This window comes from Streptomyces sp. NPDC002730 (assembly GCF_042888805.1).
Lineage (GTDB): Bacteria > Actinomycetota > Actinomycetes > Streptomycetales > Streptomycetaceae > Streptomyces.
Map to the genome: position 1 here is coordinate 207,407 of NZ_JBIAQG010000013.1, position 16,451 is coordinate 223,857.

9 protein-coding genes, 1 tRNA gene and 4 pseudogenes are annotated in these 16,451 nt (G+C 68.6%); 6 read left to right on the forward strand and 8 right to left on the reverse strand.

Annotated elements, in window-relative coordinates:
* Positions 1-110: 110 nt before the first annotated feature.
* The 4 genes from tmk (at position 111) to ACFYXH_RS30880 (ending at position 6,461) form a co-directional block, all read left to right on the forward strand.
* The gene (gene tmk, locus ACFYXH_RS30865) at positions 111-3,233 is read left to right on the forward strand and encodes a dTMP kinase (protein WP_389569763.1); all 3,123 of its coding nucleotides are present in this window, start codon (positions 111-113) and stop codon (positions 3,231-3,233) included.
* A gap of 142 nt (positions 3,234-3,375) precedes the next feature.
* A complete protein-coding gene (locus ACFYXH_RS30870; protein ID WP_389569766.1) occupies positions 3,376-4,581 on the forward strand; it encodes a DNA polymerase III subunit delta' in 1,206 nt (401 codons plus the stop codon).
* 140 nt (positions 4,582-4,721) lie between these two features.
* Complete coding sequence (locus tag ACFYXH_RS30875) at positions 4,722-6,272, forward strand: alpha/beta hydrolase (protein WP_389569768.1); 1,551 nt, start codon at positions 4,722-4,724, stop codon at positions 6,270-6,272.
* A 115-nt stretch (positions 6,273-6,387) separates the two neighbouring features.
* A tRNA-Thr gene (locus tag ACFYXH_RS30880) sits at positions 6,388-6,461 on the forward strand.
* A gap of 50 nt (positions 6,462-6,511) precedes the next feature.
* Here ACFYXH_RS30880 and ACFYXH_RS30885 read toward each other — a convergent pair.
* The 5 genes and pseudogenes from ACFYXH_RS30885 to ACFYXH_RS30905 form a co-directional block, all read right to left on the reverse strand.
* Positions 6,512-7,846, reverse strand: a pseudogene (locus tag ACFYXH_RS30885) (tyrosine-type recombinase/integrase); the annotation flags it as partial.
* Between the two features lie 68 nt (positions 7,847-7,914).
* Positions 7,915-8,040, reverse strand: a pseudogene (locus ACFYXH_RS30890) (helix-turn-helix domain-containing protein); the annotation flags it as partial.
* Between the two features lie 2 nt (positions 8,041-8,042).
* Positions 8,043-8,474 (reverse strand): annotated as a pseudogene (locus ACFYXH_RS30895) (integrase); the annotation flags it as partial.
* An 87-nt stretch (positions 8,475-8,561) separates the two neighbouring features.
* The gene (locus ACFYXH_RS30900; RefSeq protein WP_389569770.1) at positions 8,562-9,044 is read right to left on the reverse strand and encodes a hypothetical protein; all 483 of its coding nucleotides are present in this window, start codon (positions 9,042-9,044) and stop codon (positions 8,562-8,564) included.
* Positions 9,045-9,511: 467 nt separating this feature from the next.
* Complete coding sequence (locus tag ACFYXH_RS30905; protein ID WP_389569773.1) at positions 9,512-9,787, reverse strand: hypothetical protein; 276 nt, start codon at positions 9,785-9,787, stop codon at positions 9,512-9,514.
* 1,035 nt (positions 9,788-10,822) lie between these two features.
* Here ACFYXH_RS30905 and ACFYXH_RS30910 point away from each other — a divergent pair.
* The gene (locus ACFYXH_RS30910) at positions 10,823-11,206 is read left to right on the forward strand and encodes a hypothetical protein (RefSeq protein WP_389569775.1); all 384 of its coding nucleotides are present in this window, start codon (positions 10,823-10,825) and stop codon (positions 11,204-11,206) included.
* A 783-nt stretch (positions 11,207-11,989) separates the two neighbouring features.
* Here the strand turns inward: ACFYXH_RS30910 and ACFYXH_RS30915 are convergent.
* From ACFYXH_RS30915 to ACFYXH_RS30925, 3 genes and pseudogenes are all read right to left on the reverse strand, one after another.
* A complete protein-coding gene (locus tag ACFYXH_RS30915; protein WP_385301883.1) occupies positions 11,990-12,430 on the reverse strand; it encodes a hypothetical protein in 441 nt (146 codons plus the stop codon).
* Between the two features lie 10 nt (positions 12,431-12,440).
* The gene (locus tag ACFYXH_RS30920) at positions 12,441-12,776 is read right to left on the reverse strand and encodes a polymorphic toxin type 24 domain-containing protein (RefSeq protein WP_389570042.1); all 336 of its coding nucleotides are present in this window, start codon (positions 12,774-12,776) and stop codon (positions 12,441-12,443) included.
* Positions 12,750-15,788, reverse strand: a pseudogene (locus tag ACFYXH_RS30925) (RHS repeat-associated core domain-containing protein); the annotation flags it as partial. The gene ACFYXH_RS30920 and the pseudogene ACFYXH_RS30925, both read right to left, overlap by 27 nt.
* Before the next feature lie 59 nt (positions 15,789-15,847).
* Between ACFYXH_RS30925 and ACFYXH_RS30930 the strand changes: the two are divergent.
* Positions 15,848-16,375 (forward strand): hypothetical protein, encoded by a 528-nt coding sequence (locus ACFYXH_RS30930; RefSeq protein ID WP_389569779.1) that lies wholly within the window; start codon positions 15,848-15,850, stop codon positions 16,373-16,375.
* Positions 16,376-16,451: the final 76 nt, after the last annotated feature.

Consider the following 16,451-nt stretch of genomic DNA (forward strand, 5'->3'; position numbering starts at 1 on the left):
GGCGCTTTGTGCGAAGAGTGTGTTCGGGGAGTTTTCCCACCCTCCGCACAAAGCGCCCGTATGTTCGGTCAGGTCTCCGGGGAGCGGCGCGCTCCGGATAGGCTGGGCGGATGACGCGAGCCGAGCAGCCAGCCGAGCAGCAGGCGGTCGTGAGCACCGCCTCAGAGACTGCCTCAGACTCCGACGCATCCGAAGCGCTTGCCGCGGACTCACGCGAGCGCGCGGTGCGGGCCCTGCTGCGCTTCCCGCCGCTCAGGCGGCTGTGGAGCGCCCAGGTCGTCGGAGGTGTCGGGGATGCCGTCGCCGTTCTTGTGCTTCTGCTGCTGACACTGCAAGCGGCGGTACTGGAGGGCGCGTTCGGGGCCGGCTACCGCGGGGCGGCCTTCGCCGTCGCCACGGTGCTCGGCACCCGTGTCCTGGCCACGCTGCTCTTCGGCGCCGTGCTACTCGGCCCGCTGACGACGCTCACCTCGCCGAACGGCCCGCTGGACCGCCGCTGGACGATGATCGGCGCGGATGTGCTGCGTCTTGCGCTGCTGATCGTGGCGCCGCTGTGGATCGACTGGACCCCCGGCAACGCGCCGGCGCTCCTGCTGATCACCGTCTTCGTCACCGGCGTCGCCGAGCGCTTCTGGACGGTCGCCCGCGACGGCGCCGCACCCGCACTGCTGCCGGCCCCGCCGCTGGAAGGCGCGGCGGTCCGTCCGCTGCCGGACCACCTCGACGCACTGCGCAGGCTCTGGCTGCGTACGAGCTTCGCCGCCATCCCCGCCGGAGCCGCGGTGCTGCTCCTCGGCACGCTGATCGGCAATCTGCTCGGCTCGGGCATCGCGTGGTTCTCGCTGCACCAGGCGGCCCTCGGTTCGTACCTCGCGGCTGGTCTCTTCGCCGCATCCGTATCGACGCTGTACTTCCTGGAGCTGCCCGGCTCGCTGACCCCGAGGCCGCGCTCGCCGCTGGAGGGCCTGCGCCGTCCGTCCACCGGCAATGGCCTGGACAGGGGGCGTACGGGCGCCATACCGCTGTTCGTAGTCGGCTGCGCGGCGGTCGCGGGCGCGATCTCGTCCGCCGTTGCCGTCTCCGTACTGCACGCCTTCGACCTCGGCGGCGGGCCCGTGGCCTTCGCGCTGCTGGTGCTCGCGCTGACCGGCGGAGCCGGGCTCGGTATCCGCGGTGCCGGCGCCGTACTGCCCACGCTCTCCCGCCGCCGGCTGCTCGCCCTCGCGCTCGCGGTCACCGGTGTCGCACTGCTTGCCATGGGGTTGGTGCCGGACACGGCGACCGTGCTTTTCATCGCGCTGCTCGCCGGACTCGCGGCCGGTGTCGCCGCGAGCACCGGGCACGCGCTCATCGACCAGGAGGCCGAGGAGTTCCGGCGGGCCCGGATCACCGAGCACCTGCAGGCGGTCGTACGGGTCGCGATCGCCCTCGGCGCGATCGCAGCCCCGCTGCTCGCTGCCGCGATCGGGCCGCACCGGCTCGCGAGCGGCGACTTCGTCTTCGCGCACGGTGGCGCGGCGTTCACGCTGATGTTGGTCGGCGCGCTGCTGCTGCCCGTCGCGGCCATCGTCCTCGCCAAGACGGACGACCGTTCGGGCGTACCGCTGCGCCGCGATCTTGGTGACGCGCTGCGCCGCGGGGCCGATCCGGCGCAGGCGCCGGCGACGAACGGTTTCTTCATCGCCATCGAGGGCGGCGACGGGGCCGGGAAGTCCACGCAGGTCGAGGCGCTCGCGGAGTGGATCCGGGCGAAGGGCCACGAGGTTGTGGTGACGCGTGAGCCGGGTGCGACGCCGATCGGCAAGCGGCTGCGTTCGATCCTGCTGGATGTGTCGTCGGACGGTCTCTCGAACCGGGCGGAGGCGCTGTTGTACGCCGCGGACCGGGCCGAGCACGTCGATTCGGTCGTACGGCCCGCACTGGAGCGCGGCGCGATCGTCATCTCCGACCGCTACATCGACTCCTCGGTTGCCTATCAGGGTGCCGGGCGCGATCTGTCGCCGACCGAGATCGCCCGTATCTCGCGGTGGGCGACGGACGGACTCGTACCGCATCTCACGGTGCTGCTCGACGTGTCGCCGGAGGCCGCGCGCGAACGCTTCACGGAGGCGCCGGACCGGCTGGAGTCGGAGCCGGCGGAGTTCCACCAGCGGGTGCGTTCCGGTTTCCTCACGCTGGCCGCGGCGGATCCGGGCCGGTATCTGGTCGTGGACGCGGGCCAGGACCCGGGGTCGGTCACCACCGTCGTACGGCACCGGCTCGACCAGCTGCTTCCGCTCTCCGATGCCGAGGTGAAGGCGCAGGAGGAGGCGCGGAAGGCGGCCGAGGAGGAAGCCCGTCGGCGCGCGGAGGCGGAAGCCGCGCGCAGGGCGGAGGAGGAGCGGGTCGAGCGCGAGCGGCAGGAACAGCTGGCCAAGCTCCGCGCCGAGGAGGAGGAGCGCAAGCGCCGCGAGCTGGAGGAGGCGCGGCAGCGCGAGGCCGAGCGGCAGGCGGAGGAGGCCCGGCTGCGGGCCGAGGACGCGCGGCGGCGGGCGGACGAGGAGCGGGCGCGGCGGCTCGCCGAGGAGAGGGCGGCCGCGGCGGAGCAGGAACGGCTCCGCAAGCAGGCCGAGGAGGAGGCGCGGCTCCGGGCGGAGGCGGAGGAGCGACGCCTGGAGAAGCAGCGCAAGGCGGAGGAGGCGCTGCTGCGGGCGGAGGAGGCGCGGCGGGTGGCGGAGGCGGCGGCTGCCGCTTCTGCGGCGTCGGCCTCAGCCGCGGCCTCGACTGCAGCTCCGACCTCGGCTCATGAGGTGACCGTGCCGACGCCGGTGGTCACGCCGGAAGAGGTGACGCAGGAGGTGCCTGCGGTTCAGGATGTGGCCGAGACGACGGTGCTTCCGAAGGTGCCGGCGGACGTGGACGAGACGACGGTGCTTCCGCCGGTGTCGGGGGACGTGGACGAGACGACGGTGCTTCCGCCGGTACGGGAGTCCGCACGCAAACCGGTACGCGAGCCGGTACGGGATACGGATCCGGCTGACCGGGTCCCGCCGGGCATCTTCCGCGACGAGGCCGGGAGTGAGGGTACGAACGAGCGCACCCGCGAGCTCCCGCAGGTCGACCCGGACTCGGGCCGTCCCCGCCGCCGCTCGGACTGGGCGGAGGAGACCCCCTTGGACGACCTCCCGACGCTGGCGGACGAACTGCTCGGCCCGCACGACGAGGACGAGAACGGGCGGCGGGGCGGGCGCTGACGGTTCGGCGCTTCGGCGCCCGTTTGCGGTGCAGGGGTTTGTCCTGGTGCCGGTTCGGGGTGGCGAGTCCCTGCCACCGCGTCCGTGCTGTCAGACCCCTGCCCCACAATGGAACCCCCAGCACGAAAGGCGGTGACGGCCCATGACCGTATGGGACGACGTGGTCGGCCAGGAGCGCGTCCAGGCGCAGCTCTCCGCCGCCGCCCGGGACGCCGACACCCGCGTCACCGCCCAGGCCCACGGCGCCCCCGCCCCCGACGCGTCCAAGATGACGCACGCCTGGCTGTTCACCGGCCCGCCCGGCTCCGGACGGTCCACCGCCGCCCGGGCCTTCGCCGCCGCGCTGCAGTGCACCAGCCCCGACCGCGCCCTCGGCGGTGAGCCCGGCTGCGGATTCTGCGACGGCTGTCACACCACCCTCGTCGGTACGCACGCCGACGTCGAGGTGATCCGTACGGACCTGCTCTCCATCGGCGTCAAGGAGACCCGCGAGCTCGTCCGCCGCGCCCAGCTTTCCCCGGCCGGCGGCCGCTGGCAGGTGATCATCCTGGAAGATGCCGACCGGCTCACCGAAGGCGCGGGCAATGTCCTGCTGAAGGCCGTCGAGGAGCCCGCCTCCCGCACCGTATGGCTGCTCTGCGCGCCCTCCCTCGAGGACGTACTCCCCACCATCCGCTCCCGCTGCCGCCACCTCACCCTCCGTACGCCGCCGGTCGCCGCAGTCGCCGACGTCCTGATCCGGCGGGACGGCATCGAACCCGAGGTCGCCGTCAACGCCGCCCGTGCCACCCAGGGCCACATCGGCCGTGCCCGCCGGCTGGCCACTGACGAGCGTGCCCGTGCCCGCCGGGCCACGGTGCTCAAGCTGCCGCTGCGCGTGGAGGACATCGGCGGCTGCCTCAAGGCCGCCCAGGAGCTGGTCGACGCCGCGGCCGAGGACGCCAAGCAGGTTGCCGAGGAGATCGACGTCAAGGAGACCGAAGACCTCAAGGCGGCCCTCGGCGCGTCCGCCGGCGGCCGGATGCCGCGGGGCACGGCAGGGGCGATGAAGGAGCTCGAGGACAAGCAGAAGCGCCGCAAGACCCGTAGCCAGCGCGACAGCCTCGACCTGGCGCTCACCGATCTGACGGGCTTCTACCGCGATGTGCTGGCCCTCCAGATGGGCTCGGAGGTCGCGCTCGCCAATCACGACGTCCGGGACTCCCTCGACCGGATCGCCCATGGTTCGACCCCGGAGGGCACCCTGCGCCGGATAGAGGCGGTGGTCGCCTGCCGCCAGGCGCTGGACCGCAATGTCGCGCCGCTGCTGGCCGTGGAGGCGATGGCGGTCGCTCTCCGCGCCGGCTGACGTCCGGCCTGCCTCCTGGCTATCTCCTGGCCATCGAATTTGCACCGCCAGGCCGTCCGGCCTGCCGCCGATCGGTTGACCGGCTCACCCGTAAGAGCGCGGAAAGGCGGCAGCGGTCAACCTGCGATTACGCTCCATGGATGGACACCAGGCGCCTGCTCCGTACCTCCGCACTCGTGCTGGCCACAGCCGGCCTGCTCATCTCCGGCTGCACCGGCGGGAGTTCGTCACCCAGCGCCTCCGAGTCCGCCTCCTCCGGCGGTGGCGGAGGAGCCGCCCCGACCGCCGCCCTCAAGCCGTACTACGCACAGCAGCTGAAGTGGCGTCCCTGCGGCGTCCCCGGTTTCGACTGCGCCACGATGAAGGCTCCGCTCGACTACGCCAAGCCCGACGGCGATTCGGTCAAGCTGGCCGTCGCCCGCAAGAAGGCCACCGGCCCCGGCAAGCGCCTCGGCTCCCTGGTCGTCAATCCGGGTGGCCCCGGAGGCTCGGGCGTCAGCTATCTCCAGGGGTACGCGGGCATCGGCTACCCCGAGCCCGTCCGTGCCCGCTACGACATGGTGTCCGTCGACCCGCGCGGCGTCGCCCGCAGCGAGCCCGTCGAATGCCTCAGCGGCAAGGAGATGGACGCGTACACCCAGGTCGACCAGACCCCCGACGACGCAGCCGAGACGACCCGTCTCGCCACGTCCCTCAAGGGCTTCGCGGTGGGCTGCGAGAAGCGTTCCGGCACGATCCTGCCCCATGTCTCCACCGTCGAGGCGGCCCGTGACATGGACATCCTGCGCGCCGTGCTGGGCGACGAGAAGCTGACGTACGTCGGAGCTTCGTACGGCACCTTCCTCGGCGCGACGTACGCCGAGCTCTTCCCCGACCGCGTCGGCCGCCTCGTCCTCGACGGCGCGATGGACCCGTCGCTGGCGTCCCAGCAGATGAACCGTGACCAGACCGCGGGCTTCGAAACCGCGTTCCAGTCCTTCGCCGCCGACTGCGTCAAGGAGAAGGACTGCCCGCTCGGCACGGAGTCGGCCGCCGACGCCTCCAACCGCCTCAAGGCCTTCTTCGCCGCGCTCGACGCCAAGCCCGTCCCCACCGGCGAGAGCCGCGAACTCGGCGAGTCCCTGGCCACCACCGCAGTGATCGCCGCGATGTACGACGAAGCCGCCTGGCCACAGCTCCGCAAGGCCCTGGCCCAAGCCATGAACGGTGACGGCGCGCCGCTGCTCTCGCTGGCCGACAGCTACTACGAGCGCGAGGGCGACGGCACGTACGAGAACCTGATGTACGCCAATGCGGCCGTGAACTGCCTGGACCTGCCGCCCGCCTTCACCGCCCCCAAGGACGTGCAGTCGGCCCTGCCCGAGTTCGAGAAAGCCTCACCGGTCTTCGGCAAGGGCTTCGCCTGGGCCTCCCTGAACTGCGCGTACTGGCCCACCCCCGCCACCGGGGCGCCGCACCGCATCGAGGCGAAGGGCGCCGCCCCGATCGTGGTCGTCGGCACCACCCGGGACCCGGCCACGCCCTACAAGTGGGCGCAGGGGCTGGCCGGGCAGCTCTCCTCCGGGCGCCTGCTCACGTACGACGGCGACGGCCACACGGCGTACGGGCGCGGCAGCGACTGCATCGACACGGCGATCAACACGTACCTGCTGGAAGGCACGGCCCCGGCGGACAACAAGCGCTGCCGCTGAGGGCGGGGCTGCGGGGTGCCCCGGACCTGGTTCGGGGCACCCAAAACAACCCTGTAGACTTGGCGCCGCTGCTGATGCGAACGTGTTCTCGCGAGGACGGGTATATCCGCAGCTTGCCGCCTTAGCTCAGTTGGCCAGAGCAACGCACTCGTAATGCGTAGGTCTCGGGTTCGAATCCCGAAGGCGGCTCTGTGAAAGCCCCAGGACTCACTCGCCGTGACCTGGGGCTTTTGCTTTTGTCGGATACGCCTACGGCGACGTCCGTGAGCGTCCTTGGTGCTCGCAGTCTCAGTCCTAGTCTCAGTCTGCGGCCAGAGGGCGTTCCCCATCCGGCGCACGTACCGTCGGGTCACGCTCAATTGGGAGTGCCCGAGGATTTCCATGATGGTTCGGATGTCCACCCCCAGCTCGTTCAGGATCGTGCCCGCGGTGTGACGGCTGTCATGCGGCCGCAGGTCTCGAATGCCGGCCTCGGCGAGCAGGTCTTTGAACTCCTGCCAGTCCTGCCGAGGGTCGATGGGTTGTCCGTCAGTCCGTGAGAACACCACGTCGTGGTCCTCCCACAGTTCGTCGGCAGCGGCCCGTTCCTCGTCCTGCCTGGCGCGGTGGGCTTCGAGGTGCGGAATGAGCGGGGGAGGGATGGGAATCACCCGCTGACTCTTCTTGGTCTTGGGCCGAGTGAAGACGATTCCGCCGCCTTTTCGCACCGGGCACGCGCTCGCGTGCCTGACGCACCCTTTGGGGCACGGGGGCGGGCATCCGCGCTTGTACTTCCTGTGTGTCTGGCAGTCATCCGGGCAGGGCTCGAATCGGTGCAGCCGTTCGCCACAAAGGTGAGCGTCAGAGCATCCGTGCTGCCATGTCAGGCGCTGGAGCTGCCACCACGTTTTGAGCGTCCCTGCCGTGAGGTCGACGTACTCCCAACGCAGCCCGAGGGCTTCACCCTGGCGGATTCCGAGGCCTACGCCGATAGCCCATCGAAGCGCGGTGGGGTGGTCAGCCGCAGCCTGGAGGAACCTTCGAGCCTCCTCCTGCGTGAAGGGATCAATCTCGCCCTCGTCCACTGTCGGTGGGTCCACGAGGGTGGCAACGTTCCGCCCTACCAGTTCCCGACGGTGGGCAATCTTGAGGGCACGCGACAGGATGCGGTGCACCTTCGGGACGTGCGAGGGAGCGCGGCCAGCAGCGAGGAGGCCGGCGTACATCTGGTCGAGGTGCTCGGGGCGCAGCCGGTCTAGACGGTGCTTGCCGACGCCCGGGACGATGTCGTTGCGCGTCTTTGACCAGTAGTCCGCGAGGGACCTTGGCTTGAGCTTCAGACTGGCGATGGTGGTCAGGTACGTGTGCATCCACTGCTCGACTGTGGGGATGCGCCCAGCCTTTGGGGCGCGGTTGGCGTCTCGCAGCTTGGCGAGATCCCTGATCTTCTTCTTCACTTCGGACTCGGTCGCGGCCATCCGGTGTCGGCGGTCAGGGCTGCCGTCGCTCTTGATGCCCATCGTGATGCGGCCGTGCCACTGACCGTCATTCCCGAAGTAGATCGACGACTCCATGTTGGGCTTGCGCGAGCTCATGGTCTTCCTCCATGTGAAAGGGCGGACCGGATGCAATCCGGTCCGCCCTCAGGGGGTTCGGGTTCTGGTCAGTGAGTCTCGGGAGTCAGGCTCGATACGAACGCTTCGAGGTCGTCACGCCGGATGCGGCGACAGCGGCCCAGTTTGATGAACTTCAGAACGCCCGAAGCCATCAACTCGTAGACGGTGGAACGTGTTCGTTCAGGATTGTTCCCGCCGTGTGGCGGCTCCCGTCGTAGAGGCGACGGTCGGCAATGCCCGCTTCTGCCAGTAGCTCTTTGAACTCCTCCCAGTCGTCGCGGGGGTCGATGGGGCGTCCGTCGGCCCGGGTGAACACGGCCTGGTGCTCCTGCCAGAGTTCGCCGGCCGCCTCCCGCAGTTCGTCCTGCTGAGCCTTGTGGGCGAGCAGGTACGGAATGAACGCCGGCGGGATCGGCACCGGGTTCGTGCTCTTCTTGGTCTTGGGACGGGTGAAGGTCAGACCTCCGCCTTTGCGATCCGGGCAGATGCTCGCGTGCTTGACGCCCGTCTTGGTGCACGGCTTCGGGCAACCGCGCTTGTAGCCCTTGTGCGTGGCGCAGTCCGGCGGGCAGGGCTCGAAGCGATGCAGGCGCGCCCCGCACGCGTGCGCACGACTCTGCCGGGGCCCTGGCCCAGGGCAACTTCGGCACAGCAACCGAAGGGCGCAGGACAACGGCTGGGAGAAGAAGGTGTCCTACGAGTCACCGGTGCCGCTGCGGGAGTCGGCTCGGGCCTGGACATCTGGTGGAAGCGAGCTCTTGAATCTCGCGGGGAAGCGCTCGTGCTCCGGATCCAAGTGGTTGATCAATGCCAGCAGGGCATCGCGCAGATCCAGGAGTCGCGGCAATGGCCCATCGTGGCCCGCGAGTTCCTGCAGGTTCTGGGAAAGTTCTTCAAACCAGGCTTGGAACGTCTCATCTTGCTCCATTCGGGCGCAGAACTCGGCATATCCAATGCAATCGACAGCGTCACCTTCACGGCGAATCATTAGTTCACCGAGCGCTCGTTGATCGCTGCGGAATATTCGCAGGTGCTCATCTTCGTAGTCACCCGAAGTGAAAACGGATGAGATGGTGAAGATATGGTTCATGATGACTCGATTGTCTTCATGGGTCCCAAGGTCCAGGAACTGGATGTGCGTGCGCATGATCTCTACCCAGCCCATGTACTCAGCCACTCTGTGCAGCGTGCTGTAGAGGGAATATCGACGCTGTCGGGGTGAACCACCCTCGTGGAATTGGGCGAGGAATCGGATTCCGGTTGATGATGCACCGCCTGCCAGGTTATAGATACGGGCCTGCAAGTCAAAGGCAGACCACAGGAGCGGATCGCGATATCGACTCATCGCGTCCAGTCGATTCGCCTTGCGGCAGCAGCGCAACGTCGCAGGGCCGGCCTGTACGTCGCTCCGGCTCCGAGGCCGATCGGGTCCAGCGTTGCTGGACGTTGAGTCGTCACCCGACACATCTCCGACGCACTCCGTCTCGCGAGGGGAACGGGAGAAGGTCCCAGGGCAGAGGGCAATCGCAACGCGAACGCCACGCACTCCGGAGCCGGGAGCTACTCGGCCAGACGTTGTAAGGACTGACCCGTAACGTCTACCGGTTCCATCGCGCGGGGGAAACCGAACGGTGTGTCCTGGCGTCAGAGCGAGCTCCAGCAGTTCATCACCCAGGTGCCGGCGAACCAGCGCAGTACGCCAGCCCAACCGGAGGATGTGAGCCGGTACTCGGACAGGCGGCCGTCGAAGATGAGGACCGCGCCGAGCGCGACGGCCACCATCGGGTCGAGCATCCACGCGATCCACGGCGAGACGTGGTGATCGATGGCGAACATCGTCACGTTCGACGCGGTGAAGACCAGTGCGACGAACGCGACCGCCACCAGCACCCTCGTCAGTTTGGAGAGCAGCCCGTTCAACGCCTGGATCTGCTCCAGCAGGGAATGCCGGGGTGAAATACCCGTCAGACTCTAGGAACGCTGGCGCCAACCCGACATTCGCGCCGTCGCCCGAGGTGCTCACCTCGCCGCAGGGCGGTGCTGCGCCATCCCGCGACCATAACGACTGACATCAACAGTCACGCACGCCGACGGACAGTCGAGCACTCGCGCGTCGATGCGTCGGGGAATGATTGCTGCGGAGCGTCAGGTCAAGGGACTTGGCGTGAGGGGGAACGCGCCTACGGATCAGAAGGTTGCAGGTTCGAATCCTGCCGGGGTGCGGCGCTGAAGACCAGAGAGCCCGTATAGGGTTGGCCTAGCCGGATGCTCCACTGTTCTCGCAGCGGTCGGATGGCTGGGGCTAGTCTCAGTTCTAGTCTCGATTGCTGCCTAGTCCGGCATGGGTCTGCACGCGTCCACGAACGTCCGGCAGGCCGTTTGACCTGCGATGTGAGCCCGCTTTTGGACGTCCCTGGACCACGGCGGAACCAGCCCGGACAGCTCGTAATGCGTAGGTCTCGGGTTCGAATCCCGAAGGCGGCTCCGTGAAAGCCCCAGGACTCACTCGCCGTGACCTGGGGCTTTTGCCTTTTCGTGGCAATGTCTCAGCCTGAGAAGCTTTCCCGTGCGTGCTGCCGAAGTGGCGTGTCGACGCGGACACCCCGGAAGCCGCGAGCAGTTGGCGGCGGGACCTGGCGCTGGATGCCCGCCCACACGCCCGCGCCACTCCGTGCAGGGGCTTCAGCGACTCGGTGGAGTGGTATGCCGCCGCCTCCTGGCTCTCGGTGCGGGTGACCGCGCCGAGGTCGGCGAAATGGAAGTTGTCGGAGACGACGTCGCCGAGGAGGGCCTCAGCACCGCCGACGAGATCCTCGTCAAAGTCGCCGAGGGGTCACTCTTTCGGCATGCGCACATACGTTTCTTCCTGAGCCGAACGAGTGGCCGAGCGGATCACCTTGCGGGATTCGGGAAAACCAGGGCTGTCCGGAACCCGAATACGTAAGGAAGGCCAGCATGAAACCCATCCGCCCCCTCGCCGTGGCCGCCATGGCCGCCGTCGTGCTCCTCGCCGGCGGCGTGACCTCCGCCAGCGCGCTGGACGCCAGCGACGATCCGCGCAAGACCGATTTCCCCGTCGACACCGGTGTCGTGGCGCCGCTGAGCGCGCACCCCCAGTACCAAGGCCCCAGCGTGTCCATCCCGGCTGGAGGTTTCGCCTTCGCGCATGTGGACTGTCCATCGGGCAGGGTGCCCACCGGGGGAGGCGGCACGACCAGCAGCACGCTCACCTTCCTCACGGACTCCACCCCAACCAGCGGGGGCTGGACGGTCGGTGTGAAGAACACCGCCACCTTTAGCGCTTCTGCGAGGGCCTGGGTCGTCTGCACCGTCCCGTAGGTCGTGTCTGCGCTCCAGGCTCGGACCTAGTCTCAGTGGTGGCGCAATTCAGGGCGGTCCGTGTGCGTCCGTTGCACCCCATCCAGTGCCGTGACCTGCTGCGCTGTGTACGGATCATCCTTCAGTGGACAAGGGTGGACGAGAACCGATCTTCTCGTAGTGCGTAGGTCTCGGGTTCGAATCCCGAAGGCGGCTCCGGAAGGCCCAGGACTCACTCGCCGTGACCTGGGCTTTTTCCATGTCTGGATCCACCGGGCGGGTCCGAACACCGTGTCATGGGCTGCGTGAGCAAGGGGTGACCCTCGGGTGGCCATGTGCGCAGCGCGCGTGCAGAGTGTGGCCACGGTGCGTGCTTGTCGCGCCGACCGTCGCGCGGCTGGTCTACCCGTTCTGCTTCCGGGTGGCGCACCGCATTCGGATGATCGTGGATGGCCGCCGTGGGGCGACCGGCGTAAGTCGCGGGGTCCTGCGACGGCTCGAAGCAGCCGTGGCCCCAGCCGACTGCAGGGGGCTGAGGTGGTCCAGGTTGCTGGAGGCATCGACGACTGCGCGGGCGTTGATCCGTCGTCGGCATCGGCGTTCTTCTGGACACCTCTTGACGCCCCGGGGACGCCGGGGCGGGACGTCACGGTGTCGCCTATGAGGTCCGACCTGGCATACAAGCCCGCCTGAAACCGCGCGCCGTGCCGGCCTGCACCAGCACGGCTGGTCCATAAGCGCGAGGCGGAGCAGCGCAGGCAGGACGCGAGGCCGGGAGTAACGCAAGCAGGAGGGACGCGACTCCTACGCCAGGCTTGTGAAAGACACGATCGGACCGTCCACCGTATCGGTCGCCTGTACGTCAAAGCTCCGTTGCGGAAATGCCTGCCCGAGAGAGAGACGCCACGATGTCGCGATCTCCTGAGCCAGTGCGAAGGCATTGGCCTCGGATTCGGCGTCTTCGTCGATATCGATGTGTTGCCACAGCTTGAATTGATTCAGAGTCGCTTCGATCGAGACAACATCCCCCTTCAATACGTTGTGCCACATCCGAAAATTGTCGGGATCGTACGAACGATCCCACAACACACACCCCTCCACCTCGACGAACTGCGGCAGGAACACGCGCGACACGGCGATCCATTCGGACAGCCCTACGTGCTGGGAGAGGAAGTCCAGGTAATCGAGGTCGACACCCGCGCTTTCTGTCCATCTCTTGATCTGCGGGTCCTTCATGGGGTCCATCGAGTTTCCCTTATTGTGGCAATTCGTCAGGCCTGGCTGCTCTCGGCATTTTATCCCAAGTGAGAAATACCTGGCCGGTTTTGGGGTTCACGTTCTTATGTGTTTCCAGTACGTGGGGTGCTGGTACCCCTCCGTGCGGCTTGGAGTCGGGGTCCACATCGACCCGCTTCAGCGGAAGCCCATCCTCGTCGTACACAGCGTAGGCAGTCACGCTCCCGTCCTCTTTGCGGCGTACCAGGACTTCGCCCGGATCGGCCGACTTGGGGAAACGCCCGCTGTGGGGAGTCGCATTCGAAAGGTCTATCCCGCACTTGGGCGCCAGGCCGAGCGGATCTGTCCAGCCCAAGGCGTTCAAGACGTAGGCGTGGTGGTTGTCTGCCGGTTCCAGGCCCAGCGGGTCCGGGCTGATGTTGCGGGCGGTTTCGGGGTCGTAGTAGCGGAAGTAGTTGTAGTTCAGGCCGGTTTCGGGGTCTGCGTATTGGCCCGGGAAGCGGAGTGGGCAGTCCACGGACGCCGCGTCCGTCGGGGCGGGGAAGGCTGTGCCCCAGAGGGTTGTGCGGCGTTGCCAAATCAATTCGCCGTCGGGGCTGACCAGTTCGGTCGGGGTACCTACGGCGTCCGTGATGATGGCGTGGAAGCGGGTGCCGTAGTCGACCGACGTGTCCTCGGCCAGCTGGGAGAGCAGGGACGCGCCCGGCTCGCGGACCAGGGGCTTGTGGTCGGTCTGGGTGAGTGGGCGATGGGTGCCCGGGGCGTAGTCCCAGGTGGTGACCCTGCCGTCGGACGTCTTTCGTTCGGCCAGGCGGGTGTCGTCCCAGGTGAAGTCCGTGCGGTCGGCGGCCGAGCCGTCGTCTGCCAGGCGGTGCTTGGATATTCGGCGGCCCAGTGGGTCGTAGGCGTAGCGCCAGCACTCGCCGTCGGGCGTGACCGCCTCGGTCAGGCGGTCTTCCGCGTTCCAGGTGTACGTCCAGATGCGCTGCTGCCCGTTGAGGAGCTTGCGGGTCTTGCGGATCAGGCGGCCCTGCGCGTCGTGTTCGTACGTCGTTCGGCCGGCGCGGCGGATGAGGGTGCCGACGAATTCACGGTCGCCGGAAGACTCATGCGCAGGGGCCGTGGCATGGGTGAGGTTGCCCGCCGCGTCGTAGGCGTACGTCTCGGTCCAGCCGTGGGCCCGTACGCCCGTGACACGGCCCATGCTGTCGAGGTCGAACCAGCGTGTGCCCGAGGTCAGTTCGCGGTACTCGGTGAGGTAGCCGTCCTCGCGGTAGGCGTAGATGCGGTGCTGGAGGAGGCGGTCCGCCTCGTTCGAACGGCCCGAAAGAGTCTGCTCGGTGAGGCGGTGAGCCGCGTCCCAGGCCTGGGTGAGCGAGACGCAGGCCCCGAGGCGGCGCTCGATCTCGCGACCCGCGGCGTCGTATGCGAGGGTCAACGAGCCGGCTTCGGTGCCGATCCCGGTGGGGCGGCCCGTCGGGTCGTAGGACCATTCCGAGCACAGCCCGGATGGGGTGGTTCGCCGGCTCACGCGGCCGAGGACGTCGTACGCGTAGGTGGTCGTACGGCCGTTGACGGTTTCGGTGAGCGTGCGGCCGAGCGCGTCACGTTCGATAGCGACCTGTGCGTCCGCGTTGGCCGTGTGGATCAATCCACCGGTCGTGCCGTACGCGTACGTGGTGATGTCACCTTCGTTGGTGCGCTGCTCTGTGATGCGGCCGAGCGCATCCCGCGTGAATCGGATGGTCTCGCCCGCGCCGTTCGTACGGGACGCCAGGCCGCCCGCCGCGTCTTGCGTGTATGCCAGCGTCCGGCCGTTGAAGTCGGTCTCCGCGATCAGACGGCCCGCGTCGTCGTACGCGTATGACCAGGTCAAGCCCTGCGGGTTGGTGACTTCGGTCAGGCGCAGTTCGGTGTCGTACGCAAAGGCGTATGTCGTCCCGTCCGGGTCCGTCCGGGTGGCGGGGACGTCGAAGTGCGTTGCGGTGTGGAGGGTGAGATTGCCTGCCGGGTCGGTGTGCGTGAGGAGGTTGCCCTCGCCGTCCCAGGTCCAGGTTTCCCGGGCGCCGTCCGCGTACTCGCGCCAGGTCGGCTTGCCTTCGGTCGTCCAGCCCATGCGGGTGGCCTGGCCCAGTGGATCGACTACTTCGACGACGCGGCCGAAGGTGTCGCGGCGCGCCACCGTGGTGTGTCCGAGTTCGTCGGTGACGGCGATGGGCAGTCCGGCCGCGTCCGACGTGACCCTGCGCGTGTGGCCCAGGGCGTCGGTGACAGTGGCCAGATGGCCCGACTCGTCGTAACAGTAGTGCGTTTCGGTGCCGAGAGGATCGGTCGTGGTGAGCAGATTGCCGAGCTCGTCGTATGTGTGTCGCCAGATGGCGCCGCCGGGCTCGATGACCTCGATCGGTTGGCCGAGCGTGTTGTACACGGCCCGGGCATCGTTCCCGTCCGGCAGGGTCAGCGCGGTGAGGTTGCCTGCGTCATCGTACGTGTAGCGGGTCGTACGGCCCAGCGGGTCCGTGACAGAGATGGGTTTGGCACCCCGCGCTGCCCACTCGGTGCGGGTGGTGTGGCCGAGCGGGTCGGTCTCCTCGATGACCTGGCCCTCGGAGTTGTAGCGGTGCGTGGACCGGTGGCCGAGTGAGTCGGTGTACGTGGTGGTGCGCGACTCGTCGTCGTAGGCGAGGGCCCCGGACAGGAAGCCGTCGCTGCCTTCCGTGCGCTCGACGCGGCCGCGGGCATCGTAGAAGTACGCGAACGAGGTGCCGTTGCGGTCCGTCCAGGAGGTGACCCGGCCCTCCGCGTCGTAGGTGTAACGCAGGGGCTCGCCGCTGGAGTTGATGACCTCGGTGAGGTTGCCGGCCGCGTCGTAGCCGTACCGCATCACGACCGTACCGGCGGCATCGCGCTGGGACGGCTCGTATCGTGACGGGGCCGTGTCGAGCAGGCGCAGGGCGGTGATGCGCGGGCCCTGGGTGTCGATGGCCAGGTAGTAGCCGCCGGAGTGGCGGAGTGCGGTGGGGGTGCCCTGGTCGGTGCGTTCGATGTCGATGCGGGCGCCGTTGCGGTCGTGCCAGCTGTCCAGGGGGAGGTGGAAGACGCCGAAGGCGCCGGACGGCATGGGGGTGCTGAAGGTGCGGACGACTCCGGAGGCGGGGTCGGTGATGGTCATGACGCCGTCGGGCTTGCCGTCCCACTCCAGCGGCCAGCGCGCACCCTTCACCGGCAGGACCGGCTCGCCCGGCTGCGGCACCGGGTAGACCAGCCGCATCCCGTCGGAGGCGGCGAACACCACCCCCTCCCCGTCGATCTGGACGCACTCGTCGAGGGTGGAGACCCAGGTGGGGCCGAAGCACACTCCGGCGCGGGGCCGGCAGGATCAGGACCGCGTGCAGGGCCACTCCGTGCAGGGGCTTCAGCGCCTCGGTGGAATGGTATGCCGCCTCCTGGCTGTCGGTGCGGGTGACCACGACGCCGTACGCGATCATCGCCGCGCCCGAGAGAAGACCAACGAGCAGTACGGCGAAGCCCGTACGCAGAGCGAGGGACATACCCGCCGGGCCCTCGGGGCGGTGCCTGAACGAGGCGATCGCGAACGTGGAGAGGACCACGACCAGCAGCACGCCGCCGACCGCGAGCGCCGTGGCGACCGCGCTGTCGAAGGGCGTCTCACGGTTGAAGTGCGACGGTACGCCCCGCCATGCCTGGAGGGTGATGCCGCCGACCTCGAGCACGCAGTCGGCGGCGAATAGGCCCAGCAGTACGGAGCGGGCGCGGGCGCCGATGCGCAGATACGACGTCACCCACGCGACGGCGATCAGTGTCAGGCCGAAGGAGACCCCGAAGGTGAACGGCTTGCGCCAGGAGACCGGGCCGGTCCACGGGCCGCCGTCGACGAAGAAGACGCCCAGGTGGAAGAGGCCTGCCGCGATCAGGACGGCGCCGGTGACGTAGCAGAGGCGCTCGACCACGCGCGGCCGACGGCGCTCTTCGAGCCGGTGCTGGTGCCGGGGCTGGTCGAGCTGGTCCC